The 18969-nt window shown below is 65.2% G+C and carries 16 protein-coding genes and 1 pseudogene; 9 read left to right on the top strand and 8 right to left on the bottom strand.

The annotated features are described in order from the left end of the window. Window positions 1–10: 10 nt before the first annotated feature. Together RXV88_RS15320 and RXV88_RS15315 are read right to left on the bottom strand one after the other, a co-directional pair. Complete coding sequence (locus RXV88_RS15320; RefSeq protein WP_316294365.1) at window positions 11–673, bottom strand: hypothetical protein; 663 nt, start codon at window positions 671–673, stop codon at window positions 11–13. A 362-nt stretch (window positions 674–1035) separates the two neighbouring features. Further along, a complete protein-coding gene (locus RXV88_RS15315) occupies window positions 1036–2511 on the bottom strand; it encodes an ABC transporter substrate-binding protein (RefSeq protein WP_316294364.1) in 1476 nt (491 codons plus the stop codon). 219 nt (window positions 2512–2730) lie between these two features. Here RXV88_RS15315 and RXV88_RS15310 point away from each other — a divergent pair, with 219 nt between their 5' ends. From RXV88_RS15310 to uvrC, 8 genes are all read left to right on the top strand, one after another. Beyond that, entirely contained in the window at window positions 2731–4758 is a 2028-nt protein-coding gene (locus RXV88_RS15310; RefSeq protein WP_316294363.1) for an NADPH-dependent 2,4-dienoyl-CoA reductase, read from the top strand. 68 nt (window positions 4759–4826) lie between these two features. Beyond that, the gene (locus RXV88_RS15305; protein ID WP_316294362.1) at window positions 4827–5384 is read left to right on the top strand and encodes a peroxidase-related enzyme; all 558 of its coding nucleotides are present in this window, start codon (window positions 4827–4829) and stop codon (window positions 5382–5384) included. A gap of 153 nt (window positions 5385–5537) precedes the next feature. Continuing rightward, window positions 5538–6446 carry a LysR family transcriptional regulator gene (locus tag RXV88_RS15300; RefSeq protein WP_316294361.1) on the top strand — a complete coding sequence of 303 codons (909 nt, stop codon included), beginning with the start codon at window positions 5538–5540 and terminating at the stop codon, window positions 6444–6446. A 151-nt stretch (window positions 6447–6597) separates the two neighbouring features. Further along, window positions 6598–7395, top strand: a complete 798-nt coding sequence (locus tag RXV88_RS15295; protein ID WP_316294360.1) for a S49 family peptidase — start codon at window positions 6598–6600, stop codon at window positions 7393–7395. A gap of 4 nt (window positions 7396–7399) precedes the next feature. Continuing rightward, complete coding sequence (locus RXV88_RS15290; protein ID WP_316294359.1) at window positions 7400–7567, top strand: hypothetical protein; 168 nt, start codon at window positions 7400–7402, stop codon at window positions 7565–7567. Between the two features lies 1 nt (window position 7568). After that, window positions 7569–8516 (top strand): calcium/sodium antiporter, encoded by a 948-nt coding sequence (locus RXV88_RS15285; protein ID WP_316294358.1) that lies wholly within the window; start codon window positions 7569–7571, stop codon window positions 8514–8516. Window positions 8517–8527: 11 nt separating this feature from the next. Further along, complete coding sequence (locus RXV88_RS15280; protein WP_316294357.1) at window positions 8528–9307, top strand: SDR family oxidoreductase; 780 nt, start codon at window positions 8528–8530, stop codon at window positions 9305–9307. A 316-nt stretch (window positions 9308–9623) separates the two neighbouring features. Next, window positions 9624–11492, top strand: a complete 1869-nt coding sequence (uvrC, locus tag RXV88_RS15275; protein ID WP_316294356.1) for an excinuclease ABC subunit UvrC — start codon at window positions 9624–9626, stop codon at window positions 11490–11492. Between the two features lie 133 nt (window positions 11493–11625). On the opposite strand, the gene fsa is transcribed toward uvrC, so the two are convergent. Further along, window positions 11626–12279 (bottom strand): fructose-6-phosphate aldolase, encoded by a 654-nt coding sequence (gene fsa, locus RXV88_RS15270; protein WP_316294355.1) that lies wholly within the window; start codon window positions 12277–12279, stop codon window positions 11626–11628. 55 nt (window positions 12280–12334) lie between these two features. Between fsa and RXV88_RS15265 the strand changes: the two genes are divergently transcribed. Continuing rightward, the gene (locus RXV88_RS15265) at window positions 12335–14542 is read left to right on the top strand and encodes a primosomal protein N' (RefSeq protein WP_316294367.1); all 2208 of its coding nucleotides are present in this window, start codon (window positions 12335–12337) and stop codon (window positions 14540–14542) included. Between the two features lie 64 nt (window positions 14543–14606). Here the strand turns inward: RXV88_RS15265 and RXV88_RS15260 are convergent, their stop codons facing one another. The 5 genes and pseudogenes from RXV88_RS15260 to RXV88_RS15240 form a co-directional block, all read right to left on the bottom strand. Next, on the bottom strand, window positions 14607–15527 hold the full coding sequence (locus tag RXV88_RS15260; protein WP_316294354.1) for an OmpA family protein: 921 nt from the start codon (window positions 15525–15527) through the stop codon (window positions 14607–14609). 7 nt (window positions 15528–15534) lie between these two features. Continuing rightward, window positions 15535–16104 carry a peroxidase-related enzyme gene (locus RXV88_RS15255; RefSeq protein ID WP_316294353.1) on the bottom strand — a complete coding sequence of 190 codons (570 nt, stop codon included), beginning with the start codon at window positions 16102–16104 and terminating at the stop codon, window positions 15535–15537. Between the two features lies 1 nt (window position 16105). Next, window positions 16106–16852: a GNAT family N-acetyltransferase gene (locus RXV88_RS15250; protein ID WP_316294352.1), complete on the bottom strand. Its 747-nt coding sequence runs from the start codon at window positions 16850–16852 to the stop codon at window positions 16106–16108. 148 nt (window positions 16853–17000) lie between these two features. Beyond that, on the bottom strand, window positions 17001–17726 hold the full coding sequence (locus RXV88_RS15245; RefSeq protein WP_316294351.1) for a competence/damage-inducible protein A: 726 nt from the start codon (window positions 17724–17726) through the stop codon (window positions 17001–17003). 395 nt (window positions 17727–18121) lie between these two features. Beyond that, a pseudogene (locus tag RXV88_RS15240) lies at window positions 18122–18944 on the bottom strand (IS5 family transposase); the annotation flags it as partial. Between the last annotated feature and the right edge of the window lie 25 nt (window positions 18945–18969).

The following is an 18969-nucleotide window of genomic DNA, read 5'->3' as shown; positions in this document are numbered from 1 at the left end:
GGCATACCCGTCACTGGGCCCGTAGGATAAGTCCGTCCGGGGAAAGGGGCAGTCCGTTCAAACCCGCATTTGTGCAAAGCCGGCCGGCGGCATAAGCCTTGACTGCCTCATGACCGAAATGATCGAGATTGTGCAGCGCCAACTTCAGGTATCGCCCTTTGGTGATCCTCTCGAGTTCTTTAGTGGTCTTAAAGGTATCCCACACGCCGCCGTCGTAAATGCTCGAAGGCTGTTTGCCCTCTTTCAGGGCCTTGTTGAGAGCGGCGACCTCATCATTGATGAACTTAAGGAGTTCGCTAACCTCCACTTTGGGAGAGTTCCTGAGCGTATCATAGCATTTTATGAACTGAACCTTCGGATCAGCCGCGGTGCAGATGGGTTGATCAGGAGTTCCATAGAAATCACCAGCGAGCGCAACGATATGACCGAAGGTCATGGGGAGCTGATCTACCGTTTCCCACGGTGGAGCCATCATCATGGGATGTTTGCCCGCCAACACGGTGCCAGATGGTAGCTGCAGTTTGATGGAGTCGCCGAGCAAAGTATGCTCGCCGCTCTCGAATATCGCTACACGGCTGTGATAACGAATCTGCGGGGTTTCAGCTTGTACATCTGGCGAAACGGTCATTGAAATATCTCTTCCTCTACATTCTAAACGGCGCGAAAGCAGCATCTTCTGGATAGTCGACAGCAATCGGCTGTTTCAGGCAGGCTAACCGCGTTCAGGTTGACTTGCGCATCGATTAATCTGAGTTTTTTTGCGGGTTTAAACACTGATAGAAACAAACAATGATCTATTGTTAGTCAACCTAAGCCTGAAAGGCAACGAACTTTTAAACTTCCTCACCTCAACCATTTGCCAAAACGTTCCGATAACAAACAGTCGTTTTCCCGCCTGCACCGATCAACCTGATATCAAGGGTTTTTGACAGACAAAAAACCCCGGCGAAACGTGATTGCGTTTGCCGGGGTTTGTCTGTGGCCGGGTGGGGGCGAAAGCCCGGCCTTGGGGGCCGGGCTTTGCGGTTGTCTGGTCTATTCGGTCCAGCGGACGCCGGTGAGGTCGGTGGCCTGGGTGGGCGCGTTCTGCCAGAGGCCTTCGATCCGGGCATCGGCCACGGTGGGGAAGGCCAGCTGGAAGAGGTAGCCGTTGACGTAATCGTCGGCGATGATCTTTTGCGCCGTGGCCAGCATCTCGGACCGCTTGGCGGGGTCGGTGGTGGCGCCGAGGTCCGTCATCAGCTGCTGGAAGTCCGGATTGTCGTACTGGAAATAGTAATCCGGCCGGGCGTAGATGCCGATGTCGAAGGGCTCGGTGTGCGACACGATGGTCAGGCCGAAATCCTTGCCGCGGAACACTTCCTCGAGCCATTGGGCCCATTCGAGATTGGTGATCTCGGTCTGGATGCCGACCGCGCGCAGCTGGGCCGCGATGATCTCGCCGCCGCGCCGCGCGTAGGAGGGCGGCGGCAGTTTCAGCGTCGTGGTGAAGCCGTCGGGATAGCCCGCCTCGGCCAGCAGGGCCTTGGATTTCTCTGGGTCATAGGCGGATTGCGCGGTCAGGTCGACGTAATCGGGGTTGTGCGGCGCGAAATGCGTGCCGATGGGGGTGCCCAGCCCGAACATGGCGCCGTCGATGATGGCCTGCCGGTCGATGGCATGGGCGATGGCCTCGCGCACCTTGACGTTGTCGAGCGGCGGCATCTTGTTGTTGGTGCTGAGGATGGTCTCGCCCTCGGTGCTGCCGACGATCACCTGGAAACGGGGGTCGGCCTCGAATTGCGGTAGATTTTCGGGGGCGGGGAAGCTGGCGAAGGCGTCGATGTCCTGCGCCATCATCGCGGCGAAGGCGGCGGTGGGGTCGGAGATGTACTTGATCGTCGCCGCCGTGAGCGCCGGTTTCTCGCCCCAATAGCCGTCGTACCGGCTGAGCTCGATCCGGTCGCCCTGCACCCATTGGTCGAACTTGAAGGGGCCGGTGCCGATGGGCTGCTGCTTGATGTTCTCGATGGATTCGGGCGCCACGATCACCGCGTCGCCCCAGGCCATGTTGAAGAGGAAATTACCGTTGGGCTGGGTCAGCGTGACCTGCACGGTCTGCGGATCGGCGACGGTGACGTCGGCGATATCGGCGAAGAGCGCCTTTTGCGCGTTGGCGCTGTCCTCGGCGCGGGCGCGGTCGAGGGTGAATTTCACGTCCTCGGCATCCATCGTGGTGCCATCGTGGAAGGTAACGCCGGATCGCAGCGTGAAAGTATAGGTCAGCCCGTCGTCGCTGATCTCCCAGCTTTCGGCGAGGCCGGGGACAACCGATCCGTCGGACATGAACCGCGTGAGCCCTTCGAAAACGTTGCTGTAGACGACCTCGTCGATCGCGGCGGCCGCAGCAGAGGTGGGATCGAGATGCGGCGGTTCGAGCTGGCGGCCGACGGTCAGATCGGTCTGCTGCGCGATCGCCGCGGAGGCGGACAGAAAAAGTGCCGCCAGCGGCGCGCGGATGGGGGTGGTCATGGGATCCCTCCTGATGGGGTTGTCTGCACGGTCAGTGTTTCTTGAAACGCCTGAGGGATCAAGGGCGGTCGAGGGCGAGGGGGCGCTGCCCCCGCTGCTGCGCAGCCCCCCGGAGTATTTATCCCAAGAAGAAGCAATGTGGGCTTTGACGTGACGTTGTGAGGTGACAGGGCGGGGCGCTTGGTGTGTGGTGAGGCAAAAGGACGGGAGGGTTTCGCCATGACTGAGTATCCGCATCTTCTGGCGCCGCTGGATCTGGGGTTCACCACGCTGAAGAACCGTGTGCTGATGGGGTCGATGCATACCAACCTCGAAGAGACCGGTGACTGGAACCGGGTGGCGGAGTTCTATGCAGCGCGCGCGCGGGGCGGTGTGGCGCTGATGGTGACGGGGGGCATGGCGCCCAACCGCGAGGGCGGGGTGTTTCCGGGGGCCGCGGGGCTGTTCACTGCGCAGGATATCGCAAATCACCGGGTGGTCACCGAGCGGGTGCACACGGCGGGCGGCAAGATCGCGATGCAGATCCTGCATGCGGGCCGTTATGCCTATGGGCCCGATTGCGTCAGCGCCTCGCCGGTCAAGTCGCCGATTTCGCCGTTTCCGCCGAAGGAGTTGGACGAGGCGGGCATCGAGAAGCAGATCGCCGACATTGCCGAGGCCGCCCGCAGGGCGAAGGAGGCGGGCTATGACGGGGTCGAGGTGATGGGGTCGGAGGGCTATTTCCTCAACCAGTTCCTGGTCACCCACACCAACCGGCGCACCGACCGCTGGGGCGGGTCCTACGAAAACCGTATGCGGCTGCCGATCGAGGTGGTGAAGCGGGTGCGCGCCGCCGTGGGGCCGGAGTTCATCGTGATCTACCGGCTGTCGATGATCGACCTCGTGCCCAACGGTTCGACCCATGACGAGGTGGTGCAGCTGGCACAGGAGATCGAGGCGGCGGGGGCCACCATCCTGAACACCGGGATCGGCTGGCACGAGGCGCGTATTCCGACCATCGCCACCTCGGTCCCCCGCGCGGCCTTCGCTTGGGTGACGAAAAAGCTGATGGGCAAGGTCGGCATCCCGGTGATCACCTCGAACCGGATCAACACGCCCGAGGTGGCCGAGCGGGTGCTCGCCGAGGGCTGCGCCGACATGGTGTCGATGGCGCGGCCGTTCCTGGCGGATCCGGATTTCGTGGCCAAGGCGATGGCGGGCCGGGCAGCCGAGATCGCGCCCTGCATCGCCTGCAACCAGGCCTGTCTCGATCATACGTTTCAGGGTAAGATCAGTTCCTGCCTGGTGAACCCGCGCGCCTGCTACGAGACCGAGCTGGTCGTGACCCCCGCCGCAGAGGCCAAGCGCATCGCCATCGTCGGCGCGGGCCCGGCGGGCCTTTCGGCGGCGGTCACGGCAGCGGAGCGGGGGCATGACGTCACGCTCTTCGACCGGGCCGAAGAGATCGGTGGTCAGCTCAACATGGCCAAGCAGGTGCCCGGCAAGGAGGAGTTCTGGGGGCTCGTCGACTGGTACAGGACCATGGTGGCCAAGCATGGCGTCACCTTGCGGCTGGGCGCAGAGGCGACGGCAGAGGATCTGGCGGGTTTCGACGAGGTCATCGTCGCGACCGGCGTGGCCCCGCGCGACCCGGCCATCCCCGGGCAGGACGGGCCGAACGTGCTGGGCTATATCGATGTGCTGCGCGGCAAGGCTAAGGTTGGTCGGCGCGTGGCCGTCATAGGCGCGGGCGGCATCGGCTTCGACGTGGCGGAATATCTTGTGCACGAGGGCGACAGCCCCACCGAACATCTGCCCGAATGGATGCGCGAATGGGGTGTGGCCGACCCGGCGGAGGTCCGCTCGGGCCTGGCGCCCGAGGGGCCGCAGCCCGAACCGCCGGCGCGCGAGGTGGTGGTGCTGCAGCGCAAGGCCGAAAAGCCCGGCAAGCGGCTGGGTAAGACCACCGGCTGGATCCACCGCATGTCGCTGCAGATGAAGAAAGTGCAGATGAAGGCGGGGGTGAATTACGAGGGCATCGACGCCGAGGGGCTGCACATCTCTTACGGCGAGGCGCGTGAGCGGCCCGAGGTGATCGCCTCCGATACGGTTGTGCTCTGCGCGGGGCAGGTGAGCGAGCGCTCGCTCGCCGACGCGCTGGAGGCGCGGGGGGTGACCTGCCATGTGATCGGCGGGGCCGATGTGGCGGCCGAGCTGGACGCCAAGCGGGCCATCGACCAGGGCACGCGGCTGGCCGCGGCGCTCTGACAGCGGAGCTATCCAGGGGACCGGTCATTCGTTAGGCTGAGCAAAGGCCCCAGCCCGCGGAGACCGGTATGAAACAGCTTTTCCCCTCGCTTCCCGAAGCGCCGAAGCTGTCGGATGTGTTCCGGCGCTTCCCAGACACGGTCCGGCCTTTGCTGGAGCTGACCGACGCCGTCATGCGCCGCGACAGCGCCCTGACCGTGGGTGAGCGCGAGCTGATCGCAGCCTACGTGTCGGGGCTGAACGCCTGCCGGTTCTGCATGGACGGGCACGAGGTCTATGCCCGCGCGCACGGCGTCGACCCCGCGCTGATCGCCGCTTTGCTGGACGACCCCGAGGGCGCCGACATCGACGGCAGGCTGCGCCCGCTTCTGGCCTATGTCGCCAAGCTGACCCGCGAGCCGTCGAAGATGGTCGAGGCGGATGCGCAGGCGGTCTACGCGGCCGGCTGGACCGAAGAGGCGCTCTACGATGCGATCCAGACCTGCGCCTTGTTCAACCTGATGAACCGGGTGATCGAGGGCACCGGCGTGCCGCCGATGCTGCCCGATCCGGACCGGCCCGAGGGCGCGCCCTTGCCGCGCATGGACAGCTATCTGGCGTTCGGACGGACGCTGGGCGTGGTCTGAGAACGGGCGAATATCGCGCTTTGCCCGGGTGGCCGCTGTTTCCCCGCCCCAAACACTGCTCGCAAATTCCCCGGTATTGTCCGCGCGCCGCCGCAGTTGCGCCCCAATCTGGCAGCATACCGTCCGGCAACAACACCCCGAGAGGAGACACGGATGGATCGCCTGACCGAAATGGAAGCCTTTGCCACGGTCGTGGATCAGGGAGGATTCACCGATGCCGCCAAGAAGATGGGCATTTCGAAATCCGCCGTGTCCAAACACGTCTCGTCGCTTGAGGCGCGGCTGGGTGCGCGGCTTTTGAACCGGACGACCCGGCGTGTCAGCCCGACAGAGATCGGCCTGGCCTATTACGACCGCGCGCGGCGTGTTCTGAACGACGCGGGCGAGGCGGATGCGCTGGTGACCTCGATGCAATCGGCGCCCTCGGGGCTGTTGCGGATCAGCGTGGCGACGGATTTCGGCGTCAATCATCTGTCGCCGGTGCTGGGCGATTTCCTGGCGGAATTCCCGGATATCACCGTCAACATGGTGCTGAACAACCGCTACGTCGAGCTGATCAGCGAAGGCTTCGACATGGCCGTGCGCATCGGCGAGCTGGAGGACAGCACGCTGCGTGCCCGCAAGCTGACCGAGACGACCAAGCGCATGATCGCGTCGCCGAAGTATTTCCAGCAATTCGGCCGCCCGCAGCGCATCGACGATCTGAACGAACACAAGCTTTTGCATTATTCCAACCAGGCCAGCGGCAATGTCTGGAAAGTGACCGCGCCATCGGGCGAAAAGCGCCAGGTGCGCACCGCCGGCTGGCTGTCGGTCAATGACGGCCAGTCGCTGCTGAACGCCTGTATCGCCGGTCTCGGCATCGCCTATCTGCCCTCGTTCCTTTACGCCGACGCGATGGAGCAGGGGCTGGTCGAGGACGCGATCCCCGAGCTGCCGCAAGAGACCCAGGGCATCTATGCGGTCTATCCGCCGGGCCGGTTCACCCAGCCCAAGGTGCGCGCCTTCATCGATTTCCTGGTCCACTCCTTCGCCGAGAAAGGCCCGACCGACTGGTCCTGATTTTCCCCTCGCCTGATCCCAGGCCAACTGACGCCCCGGTCTTGAAAGACCGGGGCTTTTTCGTTTGGCCGTGTGGCCCTGCGCCACAGCCCGCACCTTCTTTTGTGGCGCTGCCTTGTTTGTCCTTGCCGGGCAATCTACATCCCAGAACATGAAGCGTTGGATCCCATTCATGAAATCCGGCCCGCTGGTGGCGGTCGTGCGGTTGCAGGGCGCCATCGGCATGCCCGGACGCGGCGGCATGAGCGATCAGGCCCTGCGCGATGTGCTGGAAAAGGCCTTCAAGCGCGGCAAGCCCGACGCCGTCGCGCTTGAGATCAATTCGCCGGGCGGCTCGCCGGTGCAATCCTCGCTGATCGGGGCGCGCATCCGGCGGCTGGCCGACGAAAACGAGGTGCCGGTCTATGCCTTCGTCGAGGACGTGGCGGCGAGCGGCGGCTACTGGATCGCCTCTGCCGCCGACGAGATCATCGCCGATCCCAGCTCGATCCTGGGGTCGATCGGGGTCATCTCGGCGGGCTTCGGGGCGCATGTGTTCCTGCAGCGGCAGGGCATCGAGCGGCGGGTCTATACGGCGGGCAAATCCAAGAGCATGCTCGACCCCTTCAAGCCCGAGAACGAGGAAGACGTCGCGCGGTTGAACCGCATCCTGCTGCAACTGCACGAGAATTTCATCGCCCAGGTCAAAGAGCGGCGCAGCGGCAAGCTGAAAGAAGACCCCGATCTATTCACCGGCGAGGTCTGGCTGGGGCAGGCGGCGGTCGACGTGGGGCTTGCGGATGGCATCGGGCATCTGGCGCCCTTCATGGAGGACAAGTTCGGCGACAAGGTGCAGTTCCGCCGCTACGACATGCGCCGACCGCTTTTGTCGCGGCTGGGGGCGCAGATGGCGGGCGACGTGCTGGGCGGTCTGGAAGAGCGTGCGGGTTTCGCGCGCTACGGGTTGTGACCGCATGATCATCAAGATCGTGACGCTGTTTCTGATCGGCATGGGGGTGCTGGCCATGTTCGGCAAGCTTCGTGTGCCCGGGGCCCGGCGTCTGGCCGCGGCCAAATGCCCGAAATGCGGACGCTACAGGATCGGCAAGGGTCCGTGCCCTTGCGGCAAGGGGAACGCGTAGCATGGTCTGGATGATGGCGGTTCTGGGGCTGGCCATCCTGCTTTTGGCCGGCGACGCGCTGGTCAAGGGCGCGGTGAACCTGTCGCTGCGCGTCGGCATCCCGGCGCTGATCGTCAGCCTGACCATCGTGGCCTTCGGCACCTCGGCCCCCGAGCTGCTGATCTCGATCAAGGCCGCGCTCGAGGGCGTGCCGGGCATCGCGCTGGGCAACGTGGTCGGGTCGAATACGGCCAATGTGCTGATGGTGCTTGGCATTCCGGCCCTGCTGGCGGCGATGCACACCAGCGCGCATGACACCCGCAAGAGCTATGTGCTGATGGTCATGGGCACGCTTTTGTTCATCGCGCTGGCGTTCCGCGGCGTGTTCGACTGGATCGCCGGGCTGATCCTGCTGGTCGCATTGGCGCTGATCCTGGCCGATTCCACCCGCGACGCGCTGAACCACAAACGCGCAGGCGCGGCCGAAGAGGATCTGGAAGAGCCCGAGGGCGCCGATCCCGACATGCCGTGGTGGAAGATCGCGGTCTTTCTGGCTCTGGGCCTGATCGGGCTGCCCCTGGGGGCCGACCTGCTGGTGGACAGCGCGACCGAGATCGCCTTGCGCTTTGGCGTGTCGGACACGGTGATCGGCCTGACGCTGGTCGCGGTGGGCACGTCGTTGCCCGAGCTGGCGACCACCGTCATGGCCGCGCTGCGCCGCCAGGCCGACGTGGCGCTGGGCAATGTCATCGGGTCGAACATGTTCAACCTGCTGGCCATCATCGGCATCGCCTCGCTGATCGCGCCGATGCCCGTCGATCCCGAATTCCTGCGCTTCGATCTTTGGGTGATGCTGGCAAGCTCGCTGATCCTGATCCCCTTCGTCTTTCTGGGCCGCGATCTGGGCCGCCGCTGGGGTGTGGTCTTGTCGGTGCTGTATCTGGGCTATCTGGCCGTGGTACTAAGCTGAGGAGGCATCGCATGACACGAGCATTGGTCACCGGCGCGGGAAAACGGCTGGGCCGCGCCATGGCGCTTTATCTGGCGGATCGCGGCCACGACGTGGCGGTGCATTACAACGCCTCCGCCGACGAGGCCGAGGCCGTCGCCGACGAAATCCGTGCGCGCGGCCGCAAGGCCGCCGCCGTGCAGGGCGACCTGCTGAACGAGGATGACACCCAGGCGCTGACCGCCCGCGCCGTCGAGGCGCTGGGCGGGCCGTTGCAGGTGCTGATCAACAACGCCTCGATCTTCGAATACGACAATATCGGCACTGCCACACGCGACAGCTGGGACCGCCATCTGGAAAGCAACCTGCGCGCCCCCTTCGTGCTGACGCAGGCGCTGGCGGCGCAGGTGCCCGAGCCACTGACCGACGACATGGGCGAACCGGTGCCGCAGGGGCTGGTGGTCAACATGATCGACCAGCGGGTGCGCAAACTGACACCCGAATTCATGACCTACACCATCGCCAAGATGGGGCTGTGGGCCTTTACCCAGACCGCCGCGCAGGCGCTGGCGCCAAAGGTGCGGGTCAATGCCATCGGCCCCGGCCCGACGCTCCGCGGTGGCCGCCAGTCCGAGGCGCATTTCGCCAAGCAGCGCGCGGCGACGGTACTCAGCCGGGGGGCGAATGCCGATGACATCACCGGGGCGCTGGGATACTTTCTGTCGTCTCCGGCGGTGACCGGGCAGCTTTTGTGCATAGACGGTGGACAGCACCTTGCATGGGAAACGCCGGACGTCATCGGGGTCGAATAGCAGCCACTGCGACAAGTTGTGCACCGATGGCCGTGGCGTTACCAAATCGTTACAAAAGTCCTAATGATTTCAGTATTTTGGCGACTGCGCAAGAAAATATCTATGAAAAACAATATGTTAATAAGGTGCGTAAAAAATGAGCAAATTAACGAACCATGCCGAAAACAACGGAAATTTCCGGTTCCCGGAATTTTGTCCGCGGACTTGTCCACAGGTTGGGTGGATGCTTTCAGGGTTGCATTGAAATGGCTTGCAATGCAGCCAGACCAGAGAATCACGGGTTTGTGAGGCCGGACCCGACGAAACCGCGAAGACCATGACCGACGACAAACAATCCACAGAGCACCTGACCGGCCACGCCTGCATCCAGAGTTATCTGAAAACCCTGGACAGCAGCCCCGGTGTTTACCGCATGCTCGATGCGCAGGCGCGGGTTCTCTATGTCGGCAAGGCCCGCAACCTCAGGTCGCGGGTGTCGAATTACGCCCGGCCCTCGGGGCACTCAGGCCGCATCGCGCGGATGATCCGCGAGACCGCGCAGATGATGTTCCTGACCACGCGCACCGAGACCGAGGCGCTGCTGCTGGAACAGAACCTGATCAAGCAGCTCAAGCCGCGCTACAACGTGCTCTTGCGCGACGACAAGAGCTTTCCCAACATCCATGTCAGCGACCACGCCTTCCCGATGATCAAGAAGCACCGGGGCGCCAAGAAGGAGAAGGGCAGCTATTACGGCCCCTTCGCCAGCGTCGGCGCGGTGAACCGGACGCTGAACCAGCTGCAAAAGGTCTTTCTGCTGCGCAATTGCACCGACGCGGTGTTCGACAGCCGCACACGGCCCTGCCTGCTCTACCAGATCAAGCGCTGCTCGGCACCCTGCGTCGGCAAGATCTCCGAGGCCGATTATGCCGAATCCGTGCGCGATGCGCAGCGATTCCTGTCGGGCCGGTCGACGCAGATCCAGGAAACGCTGGGCAAGCAGATGGCCAAGGCCTCCGAAGAGATGGAATTCGAACGCGCCGCCGCCCTGCGCGACCGCATCCGCGCGCTGACCCAGGTGCAGACCGCGCAGGGCATCAACCCCCGCGGCGTGGCCGAGGCCGACGTGATCGCGCTGCATCTGGAAAAGGGGCAGGCCTGCGTGCAGGTCTTCTTCATCCGCGCGAACCAGAACTGGGGCAACCGCGATTTCTATCCCCGCGTGGGCGAGGATGTTGACGAGGCCGAGGTGCTCGAGGCCTTCCTGGGCCAGTTCTACGACACCAAGGAACCGCCGCGCCTGCTCCTGCTCAGCCATCCGATCGAGAACGCCGACCTGATGTGCGAGGCCCTGTCCGACAAGCTGGGCCGCCGGGTCGAGATCGCCGTGCCGCAGCGGGGCGAAAAGGCCGAACTGGTCGAGGGCGCGGCCCGCAACGCCCGCGAATCGCTCGCCCGCAAGATGGCCGAAACCGCGACCCAGGGAAAACTGCTGAAAGGCCTGGCCGAGGCCTTTGACCTGCCCGCCCCGCCGCAGCGGATCGAGGTCTACGACAACAGCCACATCCAGGGCAGCAACGCGGTCGGCGCGATGATTGTCGCCGGGCCCGAGGGCTTCCTCAAAAGCCAGTACCGCAAGTTCAACATCAAGGGCGACGATCTGGTCCCCGGCGACGATTTCGGCATGATGAAAGAGGTTCTGACCCGCCGCTTCAAACGCCTGCTGAAGGACGATCCCGACCGCGACAAGGGGCTCTGGCCCGATCTGCTGCTGATCGACGGCGGCGCCGGTCAGGTCAGCGCGGTGCGGTCGATCATGGCCCAGCATGGCGTCGGGGATATCCCGATGGTCGGCGTCGCCAAGGGGCTCGACCGGGACGCGGGCAAAGAGGAATTCCACCGCACCGGCCAGCGGCCCATGGCGCTGCGCCACAACGATCCGGTGCTCTATTTCATCCAGCGTCTGCGCGACGAGGCGCATCGCTTCGCCATCGGCACCCACCGCGCGAAACGCGCCAAGGCCGTCGGCGCCACCCCGCTCGACGAGGTGCCCGGCGTTGGCGCTGCGCGCAAACGCGCGCTTCTGGCGCATTTCGGCTCGGCCAAGGCGGTCAGCCGCGCCAATCTCGCGGATCTCAAGGCGGTGGACGGCGTCAGCGCCGCACTGGCCGAACGCATCTACGCGTTCTTCCACGAAAACGGCTGAGCGTTATGACGCCCCATTGCCAATGCGAAAACCTTCCAGCTTCTTCTTGGCAAAAATACTCCGGGGAGCGCGAGGGGTAGAACCCCTCGCATGGATCGGATCGGCGCAGCCGATCCGAAACCAGAAAGCACTGTCAGAGGATCTTGATTCCCGCCTTCTCGGCGTCCTTGACGAACTGATCGAGCCCCTTGTCGGTCAGCACGTGGTTCGCCATCGCCTTGATCACGTTCGGCGGCGCGGTGGCCACGTCGGCGCCGATCTTGGCGCAATCGGACATATGGTTGGGCGTGCGGATCGAGGCGGCGAGGATGTTCGTCTCGAACCCGAAATTGTCATAGATCGTCCGGATCTCGGCGATCAGGCCCAGACCGTCGGTGTTCAGATCGTCCAGACGGCCGATGAAGGGCGAGATGAACGTCGCGCCGGCCTTTGCCGCCAGCAGCGCCTGGTTGGGCGTGAAGCAGAGCGTCACGTTGACCATGTTGCCTTCGTCGGTGAGCACCTTGCAGGCCTTCAGCCCGTCCCAGGTCAGCGGCACCTTGACGGCGATGTTGGGTGCGATCTCGGCCAGCTTGCGGCCCTCGGCGATCATGTCCTCGGCCTTCAGGGCCACCACTTCGGCCGAAACCGGACCCGAGACCATGTCGCAGATCTCTTTCGTGACCTCTAGGATGTCGCGACCGGATTTCATGATCAGCGACGGGTTGGTGGTGACGCCGTCAACCATGCCCAGGGCGTTGAGCTCGGCGATGGCATCGATTTCAGCGGTGTCGACAAAGAATTTCATGGACGCGCTCCTTTGGTGGGTTGGCCTTCGATGCACAGGGGTCTACCCCAAGAACATGCCGCAAGGAAGCCCGGAACAGACCTTCTTCGATCATGGCGCGCTGGTGGGCGTGCTGACCGCCCAGCCGCTGGACCGGGTGCTGGACTACCGCGCGCCCGAGGGCGGCTGTTTCCTGGGGGCATTCGTCGAGGTACCGCTGGGGCCGCGCAAGGTGCTGGGCGTGGTCTGGGGGCCGGGGCAGGGCGATTACGACCTTGCCAAGATCCGGCATGTGATCCGGGTGCTCGACGCCGCACCCATGCGAGACGAGCTGCGCGGATTTCTGGAACGCGCGGGCGATTATACGCTGACCCCGCTTTCGGCGATGCTGCGTCTGGCGACCCGTGCGCCCGGGCTGGGCGACCCGCCATCCATGCGCAAGGTCTATCGCCTTGGCAACGCGGAACCCGACCGGATGACCGACGCGCGCCGCCGGGTGCTCGAGGTGCTGCGCGATCTCGGAGGGCTGTCGCTGACGCTCAAGGAACTGGCCGAAGCGGCGGGGGTGACGTCCTCGGTCGTCAAGGGCCTCGTCAAGCAAAGCGCGGTGCAGGAAGAGGACAGCCCCCGCGACACCGCCTTTGCCCGGCTCGATCCCGAGTACGGCGGCAAGGCGCTGACCCCCGATCAGGCCGAAGGCGCCGCGGCGCTGCGCGCGGCGCAGCAGACCGGGCGCTATGGCACGACGCTTCTCAAGGGCGTCACGGGCTCCGGCAAGACCGAAGTCTATCTCGAGGCCGTGGCCGAGTGCCTGCGCCAGAACCGGCAGGCGCTGGTTCTGCTGCCTGAAATCGCTCTGACGGCGGAATTCCTGACCCGGGTCGAGGCGCGCTTCGGCGCGCGGCCCGCCGAATGGCATTCCGGCGTCACGATGACCGAACGCCGCCGCGTCTGGCGCATGGTCGGCGAGGGCGGCGCGCAGCTGGTGGTGGGGGCGCGGTCGTCGCTCTTCCTGCCGTTCCGCGATCTTGGGCTGATCGTCGTGGATGAGGAACACGACACCTCGTACAAGCAGGAAGACGGCGTGCTCTACAACGCGCGCGACATGGCCGTGCTGCGTGCCTCGCTCTGCGATGCGCAGGTGGTGCTGGCCTCGGCCACGCCCAGCCTGGAAAGCTGGGCCAATGCCGAGGCGGGCAAATATAGGCGGCTGGAGCTGACGTCGCGTTTCGGCGCGGCAGTGATGCCCGAGATGCGTACGGTCGACATGCGGGCCGAGGATCTGCCGGGCAACCGCTGGGTGTCGCCCACGCTTAAGACCGCAGTGGCGCGGCGGCTCGAGGCGGGCGAGCAGGCGCTCTTGTTCATCAATCGCCGCGGCTATGCGCCGGTGACGATCTGCCGGGCCTGCGGGAACCAGATCGGCTGCCCGCATTGCGACGCGCGCATGGTCGAGCACCGGTTCCTCAAACGGCTGATGTGCCACCAATGCGGCGAGACGACCCCGATCCCCAGCACCTGCCCCTCGTGCGAGGCCGAGGACCGGCTGGCCGCCGTCGGCCCCGGTGTCGAACGGCTGGCCGAAGAGGTGGTGGGACTCTTTCCCGAGGCGCGGGTGGCGGTGCTGTCGTCGGATTTGTTCGGTTCGGCCCGCGCGCTCAAGGCCGAGATCGAGGCGATCGCCGAGGGCGCCGCGGACATCATCATCGGCACCCAGCTGGTGGCCAAGGGCCACAACTTTCCGCTGCTGACGCTGGTGGGGGTGATCGACGCCGATCTGGGCCTGCAAGGGTCCGATCTGCGCGCCGCGGAACGGACCTTTCAACTGATGCGTCAGGTGGCAGGGCGCGCGGGCCGGGCGGACAAGCCCGGCACCGCGATGATGCAGACGTTCCAGCCGGAACACCCGGTGATCCGGGCGATCCTGTCGGGCGATGAAGAGGCGTTCTGGCGCGCCGAGGCCGAAGAACGCCGCGTCGCCGGGATGCCGCCCTACGGCCGGCTGGCGGGGGTGATCCTTTCGGCCCCGGAAGTGCAGGCGGTGTTCGATCTGGGCAACGCGATGGCGCGGCAGGACGCGCCGCTGCGGCGGGTCGGAGCGCAGGTCTTCGGCCCTGCGCCTGCGCCCATCGCGCGGGTGCGCGGCCGGCACCGGGTACGGCTTCTGGTCAAGGCGCCCAAGGGCGTCGCTCTGCAGACAGCGCTGTCCGAATGGGCCGGGCAGTTCCGGCTGAAGGGCGATCTGCGCATGTCGATCGACATCGACCCGCAGAGTTTCTACTGACGTAGCGAGGACGCCCGCAAGGGCGGAGGAGCAGCTCATCCGCCCTTGCGGGCGTCTTCGCGGGTCATTCGGTCGAGATCAGCACCGCCTCGACCCGCCGGTTGGCCTCGCGTCCCGCTTCGGTCAGGTTGGTCGTGACCGGCGAAAGATACCCCACGCCATCCGCGCCGATCTGGTCGCGCGGGATGTCATGCCGCTGCCGCAGGTAGTCGGCCGCCGCCTGCGCGCGGCGGCGCGACAGCGCGATATTGGCCTGTAGCGAGCCGGTGGCGTCGGTGTGGCCCACGAAGAGGATGTCCCGCCGCGGATTGGCCTTGAGATAGGCGGCGATCTCGTCCAGCGACGCGACGGCGTCGTCGCCCAGCGACGCCGCGCCGCTTGCAAACTCCAGATCGGTCAGGATGGCGAAGCCGTTTGCCTCGAGCCTTTCCGTGATCGACCCGTCTGTGGGCGGCTTTTCCGTAACCGTCGCCGTGCGCGGCTTTGTCCGGGTTTGCACGATGGCCGCGGTGGCCGCGCGCGCGGCCTTGCCGGCGCGGACGATCTGCACATAGCTCGCGGCCTCGCTGCGGCTGACCAGCAGCGTGACGTAGGACCCCTCGCGGTCCTGCGCCGACAGGAAGCGGTAATCGGTCAGATCGACGTACATCTCTGGCCCCGGCAGGACCGGCGTCTCGAACCGAAAGTCGAACCCGCCGCAACCGGCGCTGGCGCATTCGAAGAGGATCTCATGGCCCGCCTCCTGCAACTGCTCGCGCAGCGGGGCGAGGATCTGAAGCGTGGTCGCGGCCCCGCCGTCGATGCGCCAGGCCTCGAGTTCGATGCGGCCTTCGACGCGTCTGGAGGGAATACCCGTCTCTTCGGCCCAGGCGCCAAGCGGCACGTCATAGCTGTCGTAGGGGCGGTTTTCCTCCTGCGTCAGAAACGCGCCCTGCGGCAAGGACAGATCGGCGGCCCAGACCGGACCGGCGGCCAGCAACAGCACCAGGGGTTTAGCGCGCCTGTGAATGGTAATCGTCATTCGGACGCATATCGGTGGCGCTGGCCACGCGGTTCGTCATGTTGAAGAAGGCAGCGACATTGGCGATGTCCCAGATGTCACGCTCGGAGAAGCCCGCGTCGCGCAAGGCCTCGCGGTCGTATTCGGCGATCTCGGCGCTGGATTTGGTCATCTTCTCGGCAAACGACAGCATGGCGCGGTGGCGGTGCGGCAGGTCCGCGACGCGCCAGTTCATCACCAGCATCTCGCCCAGCTTGGGATCGCCCGACAGCTGGCGCACCGCCGCGCCATGCGCGGTCAGGCAGTAAAAGCACTTGTTCACCGAGCTGACCACGACCGCGATCATCTCGCGTTCAAGCTTGGAGAGGCCGCTGTCGGCCAGCATCAGCTCGTTGTACATCGCAGTGAAGGCGTTGAGCTTGGCGATGTCGAAGGCATAGGCGCGCAGCACGTTCGGCACCATCCCGAGCTTGTCCTGGCAGATATCGAAGTAATTCCGCGTGTCGTCGGGCAGAGGGTCGGCCATGGGAAGGTCGAGCGCGGTGGGCAGGTCTTTGGTCACGTCAGTCCTCGGCAGGTTCGGGCAGGATGCGATAGTGGTACTCTCCCACGTCTTGGAAGCCCAAGGAAGCGTAGAGCGCATTGGCCGCCCGGTTTTCCTGGGTGCAGAGCACGACCATCCAGCGCGCGCCGTTGCAGGCGGCCCAATGGCCCGCGCAGCGCATCATCCATTTTCCCAGCCCCTTGCCGCGATGCCGTTCGAGGATTTCCAGCGCATGAACCATGGCGATGTCGCCGTCGATGGCGCAGAAACCCGTGCCGGCGGGCTGATCGCCGGTGCGGCCGAATATCCCGGTCTTGGGACCCTGGACGCGGTCCATCACCGCAAGGCGCGCGGCGCCGATGCCGCCGCTGGCCCAGATCTCTCGCATGATGGCCAGAGGTTCCCAGATGGCGAAGGCGGTGACCCGGGGCAGAGGCCGGTCGGTCAGGGCGGTGACGGGCGTCAGCCAGAACCTCACCGGGTCCTTGATCCGGTAGCCGCGCTGTTCCAGCGCCGCGTCCAGCGCCTCGTCGCCCTGCCGGATCATGAAAAGCGGCGTCTGGCCCATCATGCGCATCGCTTCCTCGGCGGCGGGCACGTCGTCGACGCGCCAGGCGTCCCGGGCCGAAGCGGCCGAGACGCGCATACCGCCGCCCGCGCCCTCGCGCAGGGTCCATGGCCCGGCCGCGAGGGTCGCGGCGGGCGGCCAAGTGGCCTCGATCGCGGCATAGAGCCGGGCGGTGTCTGGGGCGTTCTGCTCTGTCACACAGGCTTTATGGCGGGCCTCGCGCGCCCTGTCCATCCACTGGCGAAACGGTGGAGGCCCCGGATCAGGTCCGGGGCCAGGCCGTGCCCGGCGACACCATGCGGCCCCGGGCTCCTCCCCTCGGGCCTTCCCAAGGCCTTTGAGCGCGTCAGCCGGGCGGAAACAGTGCGGCCAGACGGGTCATGGCGGCGTCGACGCGGGCGCCGTCGGTGCCGCGCACCACCACGTTGGCGCCGTAGACGCCGTCCTTCTGATAGGGGTAGCTGCCGAATTGCAGATCGTCGAATTCCTGCGCCAGCGCCGCCAGCGGTCCGGCGATGTCCCCCTCGCCGCGCTGAATGCGCAGGGTCTGGCTGAGCAGCGGCGCGCCGCCGGTCAGTGTCGGCAGAACGCTGGCAACCATGGCCTGAAAGACCGCGGGCACCCCCGCCATCACATGCACATTGCCGATGCTGAAGCCCGGCGCGACAGACACCGGATTGTCGATCAGGCGCGCCCCGTCGGGAATGCGCGCCATGCGCAGCCGGGCCGCGTTCAGCTCGGCCCCTTGCCGATCGTAATGCGCCTGCAAGAGCGCGCGCGCGTCGTCACGCACGTCGATCCCCACGCCAAAGGCCTGGGCCACGCAATCGGCGGTGATGTCGTCATGCGTCGGACCGATGCCGCCGCTGGTCACGACATAATCGTGACCGGCCCGCAGCGCGTTCAGCGCCGACACGATCGCCTCGGGCTTGTCGCTGACGATGCGAACCTCGGTCAGGTCGATGCCGTGGCGGGTAAACTCGCCCGCGAGGAAGTGCATGTTCGCATCGCGCGTCCGGCCGGACAGGATCTCGTCGCCGATCACCAGCATGGCGGCAGTAGGGCTGGGCATGGCGCGCTCCGGCTTGGAGGACCTCAACAGAAGCCTTCCGTCCCCAATTTGGGACAAGGTTTGATGATCGTTACACCATTAACCTTCCGGGGGCCAAAATCAAAATCCGCAATGCGGCCTTTCAGGATGCTCTCGCCATAGGCAACGGTGAAGAAGTCCCGCCCGCAGCCGCACACGTAGCCGAACTTTCGGATCTTGGCGTAATCGCGAACGCCCACGGTTGTTTTGCGTCCTTTGCCCGCCACGTCGTCAAGGGCGTAGAGAGTGGTGGTTTTGTAGAGCCCGTCGATCACCGCGCCGGGCTGGCATTCCGCGGCCACGCTTAAACCGGCGGCAAAGGGCTTTGTTGCGCAAAACGGATGAAGGCCGCATGCCCCCTTTCCCAGACGGAATTCTGCCATGAGTTTTCGGCCCAACCGCTTCACGCAATGCATCTTCGTCTCGGCACGGCTTCGGCGGTGGTATCCGCTCCACTTTCGCCAGATCGCTCGGCCAAGATATTTTGAAGCGCAAAGCGCCTCGTTCCGTGCGATCGCGCCTGCAGTCGAAGGCTTCCACAGTTTGGCTTTCTTGCGCGGCGGAATGACGGCATGGTCCCGACGGCAGGCGACCGCATCATGGCACTTGCGTGTATCGTCGGCCCCGTCGGCGGTGACTGAGCCTGTCTCCACGTCGGCGGGGATCTGGCTGAGCAGCTCCGGTAGCATAGGCGCGTCGCCGACGCTGCTCCCGGTGATCTCGATGGCCCGGAGCTCCAGCGTCTGTCCATCGACGCCGATGTGAAATTGCGCCAGAGACGGCGTTTTGCGCCACCGTGCTTGCGGGCATTCCATTCGCCTTCACCTTCCGACTTGATACCAGTGCTGTCGATAAAAAGGTTCAGCGGCCCCTGCGAGCCACGGTAGGGCATCGTCAAGGCGAAGGTCTTCTGACGCCTGCTCAGCGTGCTGAAGTCCAATCGAGGCCGACGAGTTGCAGAAGGCTCTCCACGAACCCTGTCGTTTGCCGTAGTGCCATACCAAAGAGAACTTTCATCGTCAGACAGGTCTGGATCGTGGCATCTCTATGCTGCAGCTACCTGCCGCGCCTGCCGGTTGCTGGCGGCACCCATGCCATGTCCGGATCGAACCAGATTGTCCGGGAGCCACGCCGCTTCAGCGCTTCGTTATAGGCCGGCCTGTTCTTGGTTTTGTAGCTCGGCGGGATTGGTCTGCTCATGCAGACCAGCTACCACCTTGGATTC

Source organism: Aestuariicoccus sp. MJ-SS9 (assembly GCF_032586235.1).
Classification (GTDB): Bacteria; Pseudomonadota; Alphaproteobacteria; order Rhodobacterales; family Rhodobacteraceae; genus Aestuariicoccus.
Note: the sequence above shows the minus strand (reverse complement) of the source record. Positions and strands in the feature narration are given on the sequence as shown.